This window comes from Moraxella sp. RCAD0137, from assembly GCF_002894025.1.
Classification (GTDB): domain Bacteria; phylum Pseudomonadota; class Gammaproteobacteria; order Pseudomonadales; family Moraxellaceae; genus Moraxella; species Moraxella porci.
Window position 1 is genome coordinate 14,399 of record NZ_LTCC01000015.1, and the last position, 17,979, is coordinate 32,377.

A 17,979-nucleotide genomic window follows, 5' to 3' on the forward strand; every position below is an offset into this window, starting at 1 on the left:
AACCAAGGAAGCATAGACAGCATGAAGTTGTCGATTGCCAACTTTGGGTAAAGCGCTTTAAACTGCTGCCTTATCCAGAAGACATCAAACTCCATCAACCGATGTCCAAGCGCAATGAGTGAATCATTGCTGATTAAATGATCAATATATAAGGAAGACATTATGAGTAAGCTAGTTCGTTTGTATGACATTGAAGCCAACCATCGTGAAGTTTTGGGTGATGGTTATTACAATCCCATCGGCAGCACGGCCTATGGCTTAGGGGAAGAAAAGATTGGTAAAGTCCAAGATGTATTGGTAGAAGACGAAACTGGTAAAGTACGCTACTTGGTGGTGGATGCCGGCGGTTGGTTCTTCTCAAAAGAAGTGCTGGTACCAGCAGGGCTGTCACGCATCGTCGGTGATGACGTCTATTTTGATGGCTTGACCAAAGATCAGGTCGAGGCGATGGAGCCGTATGACCCAGATTACAGCTACAGCTATCAAGAGCAATTTGACAAAGATCGCGCATTTTATGCCGCAGATACGCTGCCAGCTGACAGCCGCTTGGATTTAAACGAAACGCATTACACCGCACCAAATACCTTGGAGCTACTTGAAGAGCGTTTGACCGTCAATAAAGATCGTATCGTTTCTGGTGTGGTGAGCGTCGGCAAGCATGTGGTCACTGAAGATCGCCGCGTTGAAGTGGATCTGCAAGAAGAGCATGCGCACATTGAGCGTACTGCTGTGGATCGTCCTACCGATCGTCGCATCGGTGATGATTTGGGCGCTGACACCATCAGCGTCGAGCTGGAGGCGGAGCGTGCCAATGTCACCAAACAAACCTATGTGACTGAAGAAATCTCACTGGGCAAAACCACTGAGACGCGCACCGAGACCATCCTAGAGACCATCCAGCGCGAAGAGCTGAATGTCGATGATTTGGGTAATGTCGTAGATAAAGATGGCAATATCGTCACTTATGATGGCATCACCGCTGATGAAGTGCGTCGCGCTCGCGGCCTGTGATTGATCACAGACATCAAAAAGTCAGGGTTTTTACTCTGACTTTTTTTGAACTTATTAGATAATTCAATGCTAAATTTGATGGCACCGATGGGGCATCTGTCTTCGCCTCGACGATGGCATCTGTTGGCTTAGCCATTAAGGACAATCATGAAAACAACCGATCAAAATGTGCAAACGCTTGAGCTACTTGAAGAGCGCGCAGAAGTCCAAAAACATCGCATTCATAAGGGCAAGGTGGTACTATCCAAACAAACCCGTATGCGTACTGTTCATGTACCTGTCACGCTGGCAGAAGAATATTTGGTGATCGACTATCAACCGTTAGACTCACTGCCCATCGATGAACAAATCCCAGTGATCGATGCGCCGTCAAGCACCAGCGCCGAAATCCAGCTCAATGGTGAGCTGATCACAGTCAGCCAAGAGGCACCGATTGAGATCTTATTATCGCGCGAGACGGCCTCAGTGCATAAGACTACGCACGCCATCGAACGCATCAATTTACAGACTCACACCACCACACAAGAACACACCCTCACCGCCGAACTTCAAAAAGAAGTTTTGGACATCCAAGAAGGCGCGGATCTGCTGGTGCATGCCGACCCAGCCAACCATCCAAATGATTAATCGCTGGATCAGTCATCCAATAAAACGCCCCAAAAGCACAGTGACTTTTGGGGCGTTTGCTATCTGGCTATCACAGCTCGCGCTTGACCTCGTGGATCTCAAAGACTTCGATCTTATCGCCTGCAGCGACCTCATAGCCTTTGACGGCAAGACCACATTCCATGCCAGCTTTGACTTCATTGACATCGTCTTTGTAGCGACGCAGTGACTGCAGCTGACCTGTGAAGATGACCTTGTCATCACGCAGAACGCGGATTGGCTTGTTGCGATGGATGGTACCTTCAAGAACCATACAGCCTGCTGCTGCACCGAATTTGCTTGAGCGGAAGACTTCACGCACTTCAGCGATACCCAAGATCTTCTCACGATGTTCAGGGGCAAGCATACCGCTCATCGCCGCTTTGACATCATCGATCAAGCCATAGATGACGCTGTAGTAACGGATATCTAGACCTGCTTCGTCTGCCTTGCGCTTGCCTTGGTTGTCAGCACGCACATTAAAGCCTAGCAGTACCGCTTCTGAGGATTCTGCCAAGATGACATCAGATTCGGTAATCGCGCCGACACCAGAGCTGATGACGCGCACTTTGACTTCATCAGTCGATAGCTCATCAAGCGCACCAAGCAATGCTTCTAGCGAGCCACGCACATCGGTCTTCAAGATGATGTTCAAGGTGGCGACTTCTGCGCTACCCATGCTGTCAAATAGCGTGTCTAGGCGCATCTTGTTTTGACGCTCAAGGATGCGATCACGCTCACGAGCGGCACGGAAATCAGCCACTTCACGGGCTTTTTTCTCATCTGAGACAACCAAGAATTCGCTACCTGCTGCCGGCGCTTCAGGCAAGCCTAGAATCTCAACAGGAATCGATGGGCCAGCTGATTTGATACGCTGACCATTCTCATCAGTCATCGCACGCACTTTGCCGTAGTATTCACCCGCCAAGACCAAATCGCCTTGGTTCAATGTACCTTTTTTGACCAATAGACTTGCGACTGCACCACGACCTTTGTCCAAGCGAGACTCAATCACCACACCTTGGGCAGCACCATCAACAGGTGCTTCTAGCTCCATCAATTCTGCTTGGATACTGATGACTTCTAGCAGCTCATCAATACCCATGCCTGATTTGGCAGAAACTTTGACCATCGGGGTATCACCGCCCCACTCTTCAGGGATGACTTCTTTGACAGACAGCTCATTGATGACGCGATCAGGATCGGCAGTGTCTTTGTCCATTTTGTTAATAGCGACAATCAGCGGCGTACCTGCTGCACGCGCATGGTCAATTGCTTCTTCAGTTTGTGGCATCATGCCGTCATCGGCTGCAACCACTAGGACAACGATATCAGTCGCCTGCGCACCACGAGAACGCATTGCTGTAAAGGCAGCATGGCCTGGGGTGTCAAGGAAAGTAATCACGCCACGATCTGTCGTCACATGGTAGGCACCGATGTGCTGAGTGATGCCACCTGCTTCGCCAGATGCCACCTTGGTCGCACGAATCTTATCCAGTAGTGATGTTTTACCGTGGTCAACATGGCCCATGATGGTCACAACCGGTGGACGAGTTTGGACATTGCCCGATTTTTCATCGACTGCCACTTGTAAATCATCTTCAAGCTGTGTGTCGCTGACTGGGATAAAGTTATGGCCAAATTCTTCGATCACCAATGCCGCCGTCATCTGATCGATGGTATCAGATTCACGCACCATCTCACCCATCTTCATCAAGGCTTTGATGACTTCACGCACTTTGACGGCCATTTTTTGAGCCAAATCAGACAGGACGATGCTCTCACCCACCTCGACATTGTGGACGATTTTTTCGACAGGCATTTCAAACTTATGCTTGTTGGCTTGTGATGACTTCAGGCCCTTTGAACGCGTTTTGATTTCACGCTCTTCTTGCTGACCTTTACGGCCTTTTTTGGCACCTTTGCCCGCTGTGCCTGTGGCGCCACGCTTAATTTCACGGCGCTCTTTTTCGAACGACTCTTCAAGTGCCGCGCCCACCAAGCCATCTGCCAGCGGTGCATCATCTTTGGTGCGCACGATGGTGCTGCTTGCATTGTCATCAGTGTCGCTATAGCGCGAGGCCATCTGTTTCATCTGCTCAAGGGTACGCTTTTGGGCTTCTTCGGCCGCTTTACGGCGAGTTTCGGCCTCCATCTGGCGTAGGCGCTCTTCTTCGGCCTCACGCGCTTCACGAGCCGCTTTGTCTTCGGCTGATTCTTGCTTGACCGGTTTGACTGGTTTTTTCTTATCAGCTTTGTTGTCTGCTTTTGGCGCTTCTACAGCATCATCTTTTTTGGCTTTTTTGACCACAACGCTGCTGGTATTATCAGACTTTTCAGTGGGTGCGCTGCTGGCTCGCATCGCTGCCAAAGTCGCTGCTTGACGCTCAGCCGCTTCTTTTTTGCTGCGCTCAGCGGCTTGCTTGGCTTCAGCTTCTTTTAGGCGAGCTTCTTCGGCTGCACGCGCCTTAGCCGCGATTTCAGCTTCAATTTTGGCTGGATCAGGTTTTTCGTACACCACTTTTTTGGTGCGCACGACATTGACTGTCTTGGCTTTACCTGATGTGCCAGTGACCTGAGCGGTTGAAGTGGTTTTTGATTTTAGGCTGATGCGAGATTTGGGAGTTTCGCCGTGGCTTTGTTTTAAAAAGGCCACCAGTTTTTCTTGTTCAATATCAGAGACGCTGTCGTTTTCACCACGCGCTGGCAAACCAGCATCGCTTAATTGTTTTAAGATGGTTTCGGGGGTTGTTTTTGAAAGTTGTGCAAGTTCTTTGACTGTTTTTGCCATTCATATCACCTAATTTTTTGGTTTGGCAAGTGGGTTTGACATCGCTGCCAAACGCCACTTTATGTATTGTATGCCAAACCTCAAGGCTTGGCAAAATTATTTGATCAGCGGCGCACTCATTGTGGTGCGTCCACGACTGCAGCGCCCACGATTACTCGAACCATGATTGGCGAGCTTGCATGATCAGCTTGCCGGCGCTTTGTGCATCTAGGCCTTCGATATCTTCGATATCAAATACCGCTTGTTCCGCCAAATCATCCAAAGTAATGATCTCACGCTCCGCCAATTTATAGGCGATCGCAGGCGTCATGTCTTCTAGAGCAAGCAGTTCAGCGCTTGGCTCTTTGATGTTTTGTTGTTTTGCCAATTCATCTGAGATGATGACTTCTTTGGCACGAGCTTGGATCGCAGCGATGGTCTCATCATCAAGGCCATCAATCTCATAAAACTCTTCAACAGGCGCATAAGCCACTGTTTCGATGTCACTAAAGCCAGCCTCTGCCAGCACTTCTGCCAAATCACGATCAACCTCCAGACGCTCGTAGAACATCTCGATGACAGCTTGGTTTTCTGACTCTTGGCGCTCGTTATATTCTGATTCTAAAATCATGTTCAGCTTATAGCCAGTCAATTCAGATGCCAAGCGGACATTTTGGCCTTGCGAGCCGATCGCACGCGCCAACTGATCATTGGTCGCAAAAATCACATCGGCTGTCTTGGTGTCTTCGTCAAGCACCAGACCGCTGACATCGGCAGGCTCTAGCGCGCTGATGATGTACTGGGCTGGATCTTCGTTCCAGACGATGACATCGATGCGCTCGCCATCAAGCTCTTGCTGCACCGCTTGGATGCGCGTGCCACGCATGCCGATACACGCACCCACAGGATCGATGCGGTGATCATTGGTCTTAACCGAAATCTTAGCGCGCAAACCTGGCAGACGCGCGACATCACGGATCTCGATGATCTGCTCGCTGATTTCAGGGACTTCTTTTTGCATCAAAGCGATCAGCATCTCTTTGTTGGTGCGAGATAACACAAGCTGCGGACTTCTGCCATCACGATTCACCTGAGACAAAATCGCAGTCACACGGCTTTTTGGGCGCAGGCTTTCGCGCGGCAGGGTTTGATCTTTTGACAAGTAGCCTTCACCGCCCTCGCCCAAATCGATGATATACGCATCACGGCTTTGTTTTTTGACTTCACCAGTCACCAACTCACCCAAGCGTGATTCAAAGGCATCCGCCACCAATGCACGCTCAGCTTCACGAATCTTTTGGATAATGACTTGCTTGGCTTGAGTGGCTGCAATACGACCAAATTCGATCGATTCGATTTGTTCTTCGACGATATCGCCGATTTTGTATTCGTTTTCGTCCAAGTCACTGATGGCAAGCTGGCACGCTGGCATTTCATGATCTTCATCAGCCACCACTGTCCAGTAGCGGAAAGTGTCATAATCGCCAGTTTTGCGGTCGATATGTACACGGATCGCCACTTCTGGCTGTTCGGTATAGACTTTTTTCTTGGTAGAAACGACCAGCGCTTGCTCAATCGCTTCAAAAATATCTTCAGGATTTAGCCCTTTTTCGTTACTGACGGTCTCGACTACGGTCAAAATTTCACGACTCATCTGCAGATCCTTTGGGTTGGGTTAATGAATAATAACTTAATAAAATTGGTTAAATCGATTTAGTCTTCATAGACCAAGTGTGCTTTATCGACGCTGTCAAATGCCACATCAAACTCAAGCTTATCTTCGGTAACCACCTTCATCGTGTCTGTGCCGACTTCGACCAAACGACCAACGACTTTACGACGCTTAGCATCACCAGTGCCGATGGCATGAATTAAGCGTAAGTTGACAATCTCGCCGACATATTCAGCGACCTGCTCACGGCTAAATAGCGGACGATCAAAGCCTGGGCTTGACACTTCCAGCACATATTCGCCAGCGATGGGGTCATGGACATCTAGGACGCCTGAGACTTGATGGTTCACCGCTGAGCAATCTTCGATGGTCACATGTTCGCCATTGGCACGAGCTTCCGGCAGGGTTTCGATATAAATACGCAACAGCGATTTGCGTCCTTGTGGCATAAACTCAATGCCCCACAAATCCACACCGCAAGCGGCAACCGCAGGGGCAATCAATTCAGTCAATTCAGCAATTTTGCTCGATGGTTTCATGATTTAAATTGTGTTTCCTAAATAAAGCGCACAATCTTTGTGCAAGTTTGGCAAATGATAAATACAAAAAAACCCACAAAACTTCTCGTTGGTGGGCAATCTTTATACCAGCCGACAGCTTATGCTACCATTGCAGCAATAAACCACCTAAATTCATCAAAACACAAATTTAGGATTTAAAAAAGTGGTAGCGGGGGCTGGATTTGAACCAACGACCTTCGGGTTATGAGCCCGACGAGCTACCAGACTGCTCCACCCCGCATCAATTTAGACTGCTTATTATACGGTAAAATTTACCAATGTCAAGCATTATTTTAAAAATTTTACCTACTTCATCAGTAGGAAATTTGGTGCGATCGGAGGGACTTGAACCCTCACGCCGTGAAGCACCACCCCCTCAAGATGGCGTGTCTACCAATTCCACCACGATCGCAAAACTGCTGAGTATTCTACCTAAAAATACCGCCCAGTGCAAGCAAATTTGACAAATCAGTTGCTCGGCTCAGCAGGCGCTTGGCTTGTGGCTACGGGTACATCTAAGCGCAGCTGATCTTCGGCTTGTTTTTGGGCGAAATGCGCCAGCGCAAGACTGGTCATAAAAAAGATCGCCGCCAGCACCGCTGTCGTGCGCGTCAAGAAGTTCGCCGAACCTGCCGCACCAAACACCGTACCTGCCGCGCCTGAGCCAAACGATGCACCAGCGTCGGCACCTTTACCATGCTGAATCAAAATAAACCCCACCATCACGATGGCAACGATGATATGAATGGCTAAAAGAACTGTAAGCATAAACTTCTCAATTAAAACTCATACGCAAAAAAAATCAAAATCACGATGCAAAGGCTGCCACAATCTGAGCAAAGGCATCGGCTTTTAAAGAAGCACCTCCAACCAAGGCACCAGCCACCTCCGGCGCCTCAGCAAAAGCGGCAGCGTTGTCGGCATTGACACTGCCGCCATATAACACACAGACCTCTGGCAGCTCTTTATCCGCCAGCGTCGCGCGTATATGGCGATGCACTGCCACCACCTCATCGACCGTTGGCGTCAATCCTGTGCCGATCGCCCATACAGGCTCATAGGCGATGATCAATTGGCTGCGCGGCACGCCCAAGCCATCCAATACCGACAGCTGCTCTTCTAACACTGACAGCGTTTCGCCAGATTTATACTGACTTTCGGTTTCGCCAACGCACAGTATCACCACCAAATCAGCAGCGATGGCTTGCTGGATTTTTTTGGCCAATACTGGATTATCCTCGCCTTGGTATTGGCGGCGTTCAGAATGACCCAAGATCACAAAGCGCGCGCCTGCATCGACGATCTGCGCGGCCGACACATCACCTGTGAATGCGCCTGTCGCGCCAGTACTGGCAGAAATATCCTGCGCACCGACCCAAATAGCACAATCGCCCAGCACAGCCGCCACTTCAGGCAAATGCAAAAATCCAGGCGCACAGCCCAACTTCACCTGCGTTTGATCCGCCAAAGCTGCTTTTACAGCTGCTGCCAGCGCTTTGGCTTCATTCAAGCTTGCAGGATTGAGTTTCCAGTTGCCGATGACATATTTTGATGTGCTTGCTGTCATGTGATGATCCCTGTCAGATACGATAGTTGTGTCGCCCTGCCCTCTGATCAGCCCAATCTGCCAGCTGATCTCGTTGCCGATATGGCACGATTGACAAGGTCAACGCGATATTATAACCCAAAATCTCTTAAAACACGCTCATTTGTTTTAAATATTTATCAAAATTTACAAATTTTCAGCAAATCGGCATCAAATGCGCACTTAGGCCCATCAAGCATGCATAAATAAACCCAACAGCAGGTGTTGGGTTATCACAGTCAATCTAAATCAGCGTAGCTTTAATGTCATCAAACCAAGCACCACAAGGATAATACAGACGATGTAGAATCGGGCGACGACTTTGGTTTCTTTGAGACCCATTTCTTCAAAATGATGATGCAGTGGTGCCATCAAGAAAATGCGTTTTTTGCGTAGGCGATACGAACCCACCTGCAAAATCACCGATACCGCTTCAGCGACAAAGATACCGCCCATGATAGCAAAAGCAAGCTCTTGACGAGTCATCACCGCAATCGTGCCAAGCATACCGCCCAATGATAACGCCCCAACATCACCCATAAAGACATCGGCAGGCGCTGCGTTATACCATAAAAATCCCAAACCTGCACCGATGATGGATGCACAGACGATGGTGACTTCACCATTATAAGCGATGTGCGGTACGTGCATATAGTCTGCATAGTTGGCCGACCCTGAGATATAAGCAAACACCCCAAGCCCTGCGGCAACCATCACCACTGGCAAAATTACCAGACCATCCAAGCCATCAGTCAAGTTCACCGCATTGGATGAGCCTGCCAACACAAAATAAGTGGCAATGATAAAGCCCAATCCCAATGGAATCGCCGAAAACGGAATGACCACATCTTTAAATAGTGGAATCAGCATATCTTGCATGGCAATCATCGTCGCTGCATCTTGCTGTGTGGCGATATAATACAGCGAGCCGCCAGCGAACAGCGAGCCGACCGACAGCCAAAAATATTTTTTGCGAGCGATCAGACCCTGTGGGTTTTTGTGCTTGATTTTTAGCCAATCATCTGCCCAGCCAACTGCACCAAAGATGACCATCACCACCATCAAAATCCACACATAAGGATTGGACAAATCCGCCCAAGCCAAGGTCGCAATACCAATCGCCACCAAAATCAGCACGCCACCCATCGTTGGTGTGCCTTGTTTGGCAAGGTGAGTTTTTGGGCCATCATCACGCACCGCTTGACCATATTTGAGCGTACGCAGATAATTAATCACAGGCTTACCGCCTAAGATTACGATGACCAATGCTGTAATTACCGCAAGCAGGGCTCGCAAGGTCAATGACCCGATGGCGATGTCTGTTTGTTGCAATAACCAATAAAGCATAATTTTTCCTTAAAGTATCTTATAGTCTTAGACGGTGGTCAACTCATTAATCAATGTTTCCATTGCCATGCCACGAGAGCCTTTAAATAGCACGGTGGCTTTACTTTGGTTTAGTAATTCTTGCAAATCCTTCAGCAAAGCTGTCTTATCCTGATAATGCGTCGCAATCGGCTTGATGGCATTGATGGCATCAGCGGTGTGTACCATATGCACTCCCAAGGTCAATACATGATCGATGCCAAGCACTGCCAACTCCTTACCCAAGCTTGCATGCTCACTATCGGCAGCATCACCCAGTTCAAAAATATCACCAAGTACCAAAATCTTGGTATTTTCTTCAGCTTCAAGCACACGAGCTGCTGCCATCATCGATGTTGGATTGGCATTATACGTATCATCAATCAAGCTATGCTCGCCAAAGCTAATACGGGTCAAGCGACCTTTTGGCGGTACTGCCGACTCAAGCCCTCTGACGATAGTCTGTAGATCCACACCCAACGCAAAGGTCGCTGCCGCTGCCGCCAGTGCATTGGCAACATTATGCTCACCGATAAAAGGCAGATGCACAGGCAGACTTTCGACATCATCCACATCAAGATTGGTATTTAGAGTAAATGTACAATGCGTTGCAAAACTTTCAACATCATCAGCAAACAAATCGCCCATCATCAGCACGCTTTCAACGCCTTCTGCTTTGAGCGCTTGACAATCTGTATCGTCCAGTCCTGCTTCATCAATGGCGATAGATTGTTCACCAAAGCTTAATGCCTGCTCGGTGTATTTGGCAGCTTCATCCGCCAAAGTCGGATAAAATTCGTCAGACAAAGGCAGCACTGCCACACCATCGGCGTGCAGTGCGGTATAGATCTCGCTTTTGGCACGAGCGATATTGGCACGACCGCCGAACTCACCCAAATGCGCCGTGCCGATATTGAGCACGACAGCGACATCAGGACGCACCAAATTGGCAGTATAAGCAATCTCGCCCAAGTGATTAGCACCCAACTCCATCACCGCAAAGCGATGCTCATCGCTAAGCTCAAGCAGCATCATGGGTACACCAAGGTCGTTATTGAGATTGCCACGCGTCATCAAGGTCGGCGCAATTTGGCTTAAAATCGCCCCAATCATCTCTTTGGTCGTCGTCTTACCACTTGAGCCAGTCAAGGCAACGACGGTCAGATCAGGATGCTGATCACGGCGATATTTACCCAAATCCCCCAAGGCAAGCTTGGTATCTTTGACAATCAACTGCGGTAGATCACAGTCCACTTCACGCTCGACAATCAGTGCGACTGCACCATTTTCTTGGGCGGTTTTGACAAAGTCATGTGCATCAAATCGGTCACCTTTGATTGCCAAAAACACATCGCCCGCACCGATTTTGCGGGTATCAGTGGTGATGGCGGTCGCAGTGATTGCTTGTCCATCAAGCTTGTGCCAAACCCCCTGTGTGGCTTGCTGTAAATTGTCTGCTTGCCAAATATAGCTTGGCAAATCGGCAGTGGAAGCGGTCATAATATCGCCTTAACTTTTAAAAATTAAATACACTCAAATTATTTGCCATACTTGGCCAAATAGTCATCCAAAATCGCCATATCATCAAAGTCATAACGCACGCCTTTGATTTCTTGATAAGTCTCATGCCCTTTGCCTGCGATAACCACGATGTCATTGGCACAGGCTGTGCGAACCGCTAATTCTATCGCTTTTTTACGGTCGGCTTCGATGGTAATTTTGTAATGATCTTCACAAGACAGACCCTGCTGCATATCTTTTAGGATGACAGATGGCTCTTCGGAGCGGGGATTGTCCGCTGTCAAAATCACATGATCAGCAAAATCAAGTCCTGCTCGTGTCATCAAAGGTCGCTTAGTGCGGTCACGATCTCCACCACATCCGAATACTGCAATCAGCTTGCCATCACAGTGCTTGCGTAGGCTTGAGAGCACTTGTACCAGCGCATCAGGCGTATGTGCATAATCGACGATGAACGAGCCAGTCTTTGAGACAGCTCGCTGCATTCGCCCACGAGCACCGACAAGCTGGGTAATATAAGTCGGCAAGGCATCCGCCTTTTGTGGATACAACGCCAAAAATGCCGCCATGCTTGCCATCAGATTATCGACATTAAATAGACCAAGAAGAGGACTATGCACCATCATCTCGCCATGCACCGTATTGACATCGATCGCCACACCGTCTAGGCTTGGCTGCACTGTCTTGGCATAATACTCAGCCGTGCTGTCTTTTTGGCTATAGCGATATACTGGGTACGATTTGGTGTCACCAAACAGCTGATACTCAGCATCAGCATTGATGACGCCTGCTTGTAGTGTTGGGAAAAGCGTTGGTTCAAACAGCTTTGCCTTGGCATCACGATAGTCATCCATATCACGATGATAATCAAGATGATCATGTGATAAATTGGTATAAACTGCGACCGCTACAGGTACGCCCTGCAAGCGATATTGATCAAGTCCATGCGAGCTGGCTTCAAGTGCGACAAGCTTCACGCCGTCTTTTGCCATTTGGTACAAAAACTCATGCACCATCAGCACATCACCTGTGGTATTGGCTGACTGTACCAGCTGACCCAGTCGCCCATTACCTGCCGTACCCATGATGGCAGACGGCACACCTGATAATTGGCACAGCTGAGCAATCAGCTGACTGACGGTCGTTTTGCCATTAGTGCCTGTCACTGCGATCACAGCCGGTAGCGGCACAGACCCATCAAGCTGAAAACGAGCAGCGATCAAATCACCCAAGATGGTGCGGATGGTTGGCAGGCTCACCACAGGAATGCAGACGCCATCAAGCACAAGTACATCTGCATCAAACTCAGTGATGATAAAGCTTGCGGTATCTTTGACGGCTTGGATATAGCGATTGGCACTGTCAATGGCTGCTTGAGTGTCTTGGCTTGTGCTTTTCAGCAAAACAAAGCCGTCTTGCTCGCCAATTTTGCGACTATCCAAACAAAAATTGGCCATCTGGTGCGATAAAATCGGGGCGAACCAATCGCCAAGCGTCGCCATCCCCACTGAGGCGGCGACCGTGTGGTCTTTGGCGATGGCTTGTTCGATGATTTGACGGATGCTGACTGGCGACATGGGTGAGTTTTCCTTAATCACATTAAATCAATCATTGGCCGCGACACGCAGCGACTTATCATAAGGCACATTATAAAGACGCAGCGCTTCTTTCATCACATTATGAAACACTGGCGCTGAGACTTGTCCAGCATAAGACTGGCGACGCGGATCTTCCACCAAGATCGCCACAGCAAAGCGAGGATTGGATGCAGGTGCCAGACCCACAAAAATGGTGCGATGTTGATCGGTATAGTAGCCGCCCTGCGGATTGGTACGACGCGAGGTACCTGTCTTGCCAGCGACTCGATAGCCATTGATGGCAGCCGCTTGACCAGTACCGCCTGGGCCAGTCACCAACTCCATCATACCGACGATCGACTCAGCGTGTTCGGCACTGATGACTTGTGTTGGCTCTTGCTTATTATCCTCTTTGACCAAAGTCAATGGCTGCATTAGGCCGCGATTACCAAGTGCAGCATAAGCTTGGGTCAGCTGCGCCAAGGTCACCTGCTGACCGTAGCCATAGCTCAAAGTCGCACGGCGTGACAGCTCACGCTCTTTGGGCGTGGCGACCTTGCCTGCTGATTCGGCAGGAAAATCCAGCGCCGTCTTGGTGCCAAAGCCGAATTTTTTTTGCATGTTGGCGATGGCATCGGCTGGTAGATTTAGCGCGATTTTGGTTGAGGCGACATTACTGGATTTTTGGATGAGCTTATCCAAGGTGATGGCACCATAATTACCGCCATCTCGAATGGTATAGCCACCGACCAACACGCTGCCTGGATTGGTGTCAATCACTGAGCTGGTGCTGTATTTGCCCGACTCTAGCGCAGCTGCGACGGTAAATGGCTTCATCACCGAGCCTGGCTCAAAGACATCCAGCACAGGGCGGTTGCGCTCATTGGCGCCATCTCGTTCGGATAGATTATTAGAATTAAAGGATGGCCATGATCCCATCGCTAAGACTTCGCCTGTTTTTACATCGACGACCATACCCGAACTTGAGCGCGCCGACTGCAAGCGGCCGACTTGCTCAAGCTCTTTATACAGCACATATTGTAGGCGCGAATCGATGGTCAGATGAATGTCTTGACCCTCGATCAGTGGCTTGACCTGCTTAATCTCTTGGATCGGCTGTCTGCCAGTGCCGCGCAAGATCATTACCAAGCCATCTTTGCCTGCCAAACGCTCATTATATTTGGCTTCGATGCCAGCACGCCCGATGTAGCCATCATCGCCGCTGCTGGAGCGTGCCATAAAGCCCAAAATCTGCGCATTGGGCTCAGCTTGTAGATAGTAACGCTGAAATGAACGCTCGGTACCGATGGCAAACAACCCCAGATCCGTCACCGAACTTGCCACCTCTGGCGAGACGCGGTTGAGCAGCACAAGGCGGCGCGAACTTGCTCCCTTTGGCAGCGCTGCAGCGACTTTTTGGCTGTCTGAGGTGTCAAGCAGCGGATCGATTTTTACTGCCGCTTCAAGTTTTTCTAGTGGGAAATTTGCCGCACCTGCCAGTTTCACCAGATCCATTTCTTTGAGTTTTTCTAAAGCGCGCTGCTTGGCGGCATCGCTTTTACTGGTGTTCATTTCATTGACCAAGCGATAATACTCCTCGGCATACGCATAAGGATCAAAGAACACCGTATAAAGCGGTGCATTGGCCGCCAAAGGTGCGCCAGCGCGATCGGTGATCACACCGCGATACGCTGGCTCGATTTGTTCTTTGGTGATCAGATCATCGCCTTTTTCAATATAAAATTGTGCATTAAAAATCTGCAAATAAGCCGCGCGCGCGACGATGGCAGCAAAAAACAGACCCATCACCGCCCATACCGCGACATAGCGCCATGCGTCTTGCTTGCCGCCTGTGAGATTGGCGCCAGCCTGTTTGCTGCGTTTTTTGCCGAACAGTCCGAAATTTTTGCTGTTTTTGTTGTTACGCAAAGGCGCCGTGACCTTGGCCGAGCTGGTTTTTGGTTTTTTTGGGGACTTCATGCTTTACTCACTTGTTTGGCTCGACTCGGTTGCAGGTTTGGCACTGGGTGTGATGACTCGGCGGCTATCGGCACTTGGGAAAAACATGCCCAGCTCACTCACCGCACGGCTGGCCACTTGCGGGGTGGCGCTGAATGTCTGTTGCTCAATCATCAGCCGCTGCTCTTCGATTTTTAATAGATTCAATTCACGGCTAAGTTTTTGTAGCTCGATGTAAGTTTCATGACGGGTTTGAGTTTGGGTGACGATGCCCAGCGCTGTCGCAAAAATCATCACCACCAAAATCGCCAACACCGCTCTTAGCATCCAAATCATGCTGCCATTGCTCGTCTTCGCTGTCAGATGAGAATTGCTCATGTCACTTACCGCCTATCCATTCAATCCAATGTATCAATCTTTAATCGATCTTAAGTTTATATTACCAAGTACTGCCCGATCTGCCGACCTTAGGCATCCACCCACGCCACATCGCTACGAGTCGCGCCACGCAGCCATGCACTGCGCGCACGGGGATTGGCTTTGACTTCAGCATCGCTGGGTGCGACTCGCTTTGGTTTACCAAAGTATTTGGGACGCACAGGCGGTATCGGCAGATGTGCATCTTCTTCGTATTGGCCACGACTATGTCTTTGTAAAAACTGCTTGATACGGCGATCTTCAAGCGAATGAAAGCTGATCACCGCAAGCTCACCGCCTGCCTTTAGCACCCTGATGCTCTGCTCTAGAAAATCATCGACATCACCAAGCTCATTATTGATAAAAATTCTCATCGCTTGAAAGCTTTGGGTGGCAGGATGCTTGCCTTTTTGCCAGTTTGGATGTGCCTGTTTGATAACTTCTGCCAGTGCCAGCGTTGAGTCATAATTTTCCATCGCCTTGATCGCTCGAGCGATACGCCGTGAATGGCGCTCTTCGCCATATTCAAACAATACATCAGCAAGCTCATCGGCAGACACACGAGCAAGCCACGCCGACACAGGCTCACCACGCGTGGTATCCATGCGCATATCCACCGCCCCATCTCGCATAAAGCTAAAGCCACGAGCGCCATCATCCAACTGCGGGCTTGACACACCAAGGTCTGCCATCAAGCCATCAATCTTATCAATACCCAGTGCCATCAGGCTATCTGATAGACTTGCAAAGCTATCATGCACCACTTTGATGCGTGCATCTGTCTGTGCTAAGTCCCGTGCCACAGCGATGGCTTCAGGGTCTTTGTCAAACACCACAAGACAAGCATCATCCGCCAGATACTCCAGCAGCAAGCGGCTATGCCCACCGCGCCCAAAGGTCGCATCGACATAGACGCCCGATACCGACCGCTTTGGCACATCGGCAAGCGTCTTGACGCCAAGCACCATCGCCACCGTCTCTTCGAGTAAGACAGTGGTGTGACTAAATTCGGCTACAGCTTGGCTTGACATATCGCCCCTTTTTGGCTTAGGTTTTTGGCTAGTTTTAGTGGGTTATGGCTAAGTTTGCAATGATTATGAACCACTTGAGTGCTATCGATCATCAGCATAAATAATTTAACAAAATTACAAATTTAATAAATCTAAAATAAATCAAGTATGCTTTAATAATCTTATGGAGCCATAACCTTACTATTTTAGCAGTAATTGGTGTATTTTTGGGGAAAATGTGGCGGTTTTTTGTATGCGTTTGTTACTGATTTTAAACAGCTTTGGCGATTCATCACCATCATCACATCGACAGCTACCAAAAATCGTGCTAATTTGGTATCATAAGTCAGATTTTATCCAAATTTTATTTTTTTGAGAATATTATGACTCGTCCAGTTCGTACTCGTATCGCCCCTAGTCCAACAGGCTTTCCCCATGTTGGCACGGCTTATATCGCCTTATTCAATCTCGCCTTTGCCAAGTCGATGGGCGGTGAATTCATCCTGCGTATCGAAGACACCGACCAAGTCCGCTCGACCGCACAATCTGAACAGATGATCCTAAACGCCCTAAAATGGATGGGTTTGACTTGGTCAGAAGGCCCTGATGTCGGCGGCCCGCACGCACCGTATCGTCAGTCAGAGCGTAGTGAAATTTATAAAAAATATGCTCAGCAGCTACTTGATGATGGTCATGCATTCCGCTGTTTTTGCACACCCGAAGAGCTAGACGCCATGCGTGAAGCACAAATGGCACAAGGCTTACCGGTCAAATACGACGGCCGCTATGCCAACCTGAGTCGTGAAGAATCAGACGCTCTAGTCGCCCAAGGCAAGCCTTATGTCATCCGTATGCGTGTGCCAAGCGAAGGTGTCTGCACCATTCATGATATGCTGCGTGGCGAAGTCACTATCCCTTGGGAGCAGGTCGATATGCAAGTTTTGCTAAAGACCGATGGACTGCCAACTTACCATCTTGCCAATGTCGTCGATGACCATTTGATGCAAATTACCCATGTATTGCGTGGTGAAGAATGGCTACCATCAGCACCAAAACATCAACTGCTATACCAGTATTTCGGTTGGGAAATGCCTGTGCTATGCCATATGCCGCTACTGCGTAACCCTGACAAATCCAAACTGTCAAAACGCAAAAACCCAACTTCCATCACCTACTACCGTGATGCTGGCGTCTTGCCTGAAGCTCTACTGAACTACCTAGGTCGCATGGGTTACAGCCTACCGAATGATCAAGAAAAATTCACCCTAGATGAGCTGATTGCAAGCTTTGATATCCAGCGTGTATCACTGGGTGGCCCTGTCTTTGATATCGAAAAACTCTACTGGCTAAACGGCGAATACCTACGCGCTATGGATGTAGAAAATCTAAAAAATACCATCCTAGCATGGGCAAGCGATGATGCCAAGCTCACCGCCATCGCCAAAGCCATTCAGCCACGCATCAATCTACTGTCTGATGCCGTGAACTGGGCAGGCTTTTATTTCCAAAACTTGCCAGCCATCACTGCCGAAGATTTCGCCCATAAATCACTGGATACTGATCAGCTCATTGAGATTTTATACCTTGCCACATGGCAGCTTGAGGGCCTACCTGAGTGGAGCGAAGAGAATATCTATAAGGTACTAAAAGGCTTAGCGGCGAATTTTGAGATTAAGCTCAAAGACTTTATGCAGCCATTTTTTGTTGCCATTGCAGGTAGCACATCGAGCACGCCTGTGATGAACTCCATGTTCGTCATCGGTGCAGATATGACACTGGCTCGCCTGCGTCATGCTACCGAAGTGCTTGGCGGTCTTGGCAAGAAAAAGCTCAAAAAGCTTGAAGAAAAGAACAAATCTTTGCCAAATTTCTTAGCGGATGAATAAT

The 17,979-nt window shown here is 49.0% G+C and carries 14 protein-coding genes and 2 tRNA genes; 3 read left to right on the plus strand and 13 right to left on the minus strand.

Annotated features, from left to right (window positions below; translation table 11 throughout):
• Positions 1–159 precede the first annotated feature (159 nt).
• The gene (locus AZ602_RS08520; RefSeq protein WP_199174111.1) at positions 160–1,011 is read left to right on the plus strand and encodes a DUF2382 domain-containing protein; all 852 of its coding nucleotides are present in this window, start codon (positions 160–162) and stop codon (positions 1,009–1,011) included.
• A 147-nt stretch (positions 1,012–1,158) separates the two neighbouring features.
• On the plus strand, positions 1,159–1,638 hold the full coding sequence (locus tag AZ602_RS08525) for a YsnF/AvaK domain-containing protein (protein ID WP_103034540.1): 480 nt from the start codon (positions 1,159–1,161) through the stop codon (positions 1,636–1,638).
• Positions 1,639–1,708: 70 nt separating this feature from the next.
• Here AZ602_RS08525 and infB read toward each other — a convergent pair whose 3' ends face one another.
• From infB to rsmH, 13 genes are all read right to left on the minus strand, one after another.
• Complete coding sequence (gene infB / locus AZ602_RS08530) at positions 1,709–4,447, minus strand: translation initiation factor IF-2 (RefSeq protein ID WP_103034541.1); 2,739 nt, start codon at positions 4,445–4,447, stop codon at positions 1,709–1,711.
• Positions 4,448–4,598: 151 nt separating this feature from the next.
• On the minus strand, positions 4,599–6,080 hold the full coding sequence (nusA, locus tag AZ602_RS08535) for a transcription termination factor NusA (protein ID WP_103034542.1): 1,482 nt from the start codon (positions 6,078–6,080) through the stop codon (positions 4,599–4,601).
• A gap of 59 nt (positions 6,081–6,139) precedes the next feature.
• Positions 6,140–6,637: a ribosome maturation factor RimP gene (gene rimP / locus AZ602_RS08540; protein ID WP_103034543.1), complete on the minus strand. Its 498-nt coding sequence runs from the start codon at positions 6,635–6,637 to the stop codon at positions 6,140–6,142.
• Positions 6,638–6,822: 185 nt separating this feature from the next.
• A tRNA-Met gene (locus AZ602_RS08545) sits at positions 6,823–6,899 on the minus strand.
• An 86-nt stretch (positions 6,900–6,985) separates the two neighbouring features.
• Positions 6,986–7,070 (minus strand) — tRNA-Leu (locus AZ602_RS08550).
• A gap of 56 nt (positions 7,071–7,126) precedes the next feature.
• Positions 7,127–7,426 carry a preprotein translocase subunit SecG gene (secG, locus tag AZ602_RS08555; protein WP_103034544.1) on the minus strand — a complete coding sequence of 100 codons (300 nt, stop codon included), beginning with the start codon at positions 7,424–7,426 and terminating at the stop codon, positions 7,127–7,129.
• A 40-nt stretch (positions 7,427–7,466) separates the two neighbouring features.
• Positions 7,467–8,225 (minus strand): triose-phosphate isomerase, encoded by a 759-nt coding sequence (tpiA, locus tag AZ602_RS08560; protein ID WP_103034545.1) that lies wholly within the window; start codon positions 8,223–8,225, stop codon positions 7,467–7,469.
• A gap of 267 nt (positions 8,226–8,492) precedes the next feature.
• The gene (mraY, locus tag AZ602_RS08565) at positions 8,493–9,590 is read right to left on the minus strand and encodes a phospho-N-acetylmuramoyl-pentapeptide-transferase (RefSeq protein ID WP_078317301.1); all 1,098 of its coding nucleotides are present in this window, start codon (positions 9,588–9,590) and stop codon (positions 8,493–8,495) included.
• 27 nt (positions 9,591–9,617) lie between these two features.
• Positions 9,618–11,108: a UDP-N-acetylmuramoyl-tripeptide--D-alanyl-D-alanine ligase gene (gene murF, locus AZ602_RS08570; RefSeq protein WP_103034546.1), complete on the minus strand. Its 1,491-nt coding sequence runs from the start codon at positions 11,106–11,108 to the stop codon at positions 9,618–9,620.
• Positions 11,109–11,146: 38 nt separating this feature from the next.
• The gene (locus AZ602_RS08575; protein WP_103034547.1) at positions 11,147–12,706 is read right to left on the minus strand and encodes a UDP-N-acetylmuramoyl-L-alanyl-D-glutamate--2,6-diaminopimelate ligase; all 1,560 of its coding nucleotides are present in this window, start codon (positions 12,704–12,706) and stop codon (positions 11,147–11,149) included.
• Between the two features lie 27 nt (positions 12,707–12,733).
• Complete coding sequence (locus tag AZ602_RS08580; protein WP_103034548.1) at positions 12,734–14,686, minus strand: penicillin-binding protein 2; 1,953 nt, start codon at positions 14,684–14,686, stop codon at positions 12,734–12,736.
• Between the two features lie 3 nt (positions 14,687–14,689).
• Positions 14,690–15,043, minus strand: a complete 354-nt coding sequence (locus AZ602_RS08585) for a cell division protein FtsL (RefSeq protein ID WP_103034549.1) — start codon at positions 15,041–15,043, stop codon at positions 14,690–14,692.
• A gap of 89 nt (positions 15,044–15,132) precedes the next feature.
• Positions 15,133–16,113, minus strand: coding sequence for a 16S rRNA (cytosine(1402)-N(4))-methyltransferase RsmH (rsmH, locus tag AZ602_RS08590; protein WP_103034550.1), 981 nt, complete (start codon positions 16,111–16,113; stop codon positions 15,133–15,135).
• 362 nt (positions 16,114–16,475) lie between these two features.
• Between rsmH and gltX the strand changes: the two genes are divergently transcribed.
• The gene (gene gltX, locus AZ602_RS08595; RefSeq protein ID WP_103034551.1) at positions 16,476–17,978 is read left to right on the plus strand and encodes a glutamate--tRNA ligase; all 1,503 of its coding nucleotides are present in this window, start codon (positions 16,476–16,478) and stop codon (positions 17,976–17,978) included.
• Position 17,979 lies beyond the last annotated feature (1 nt).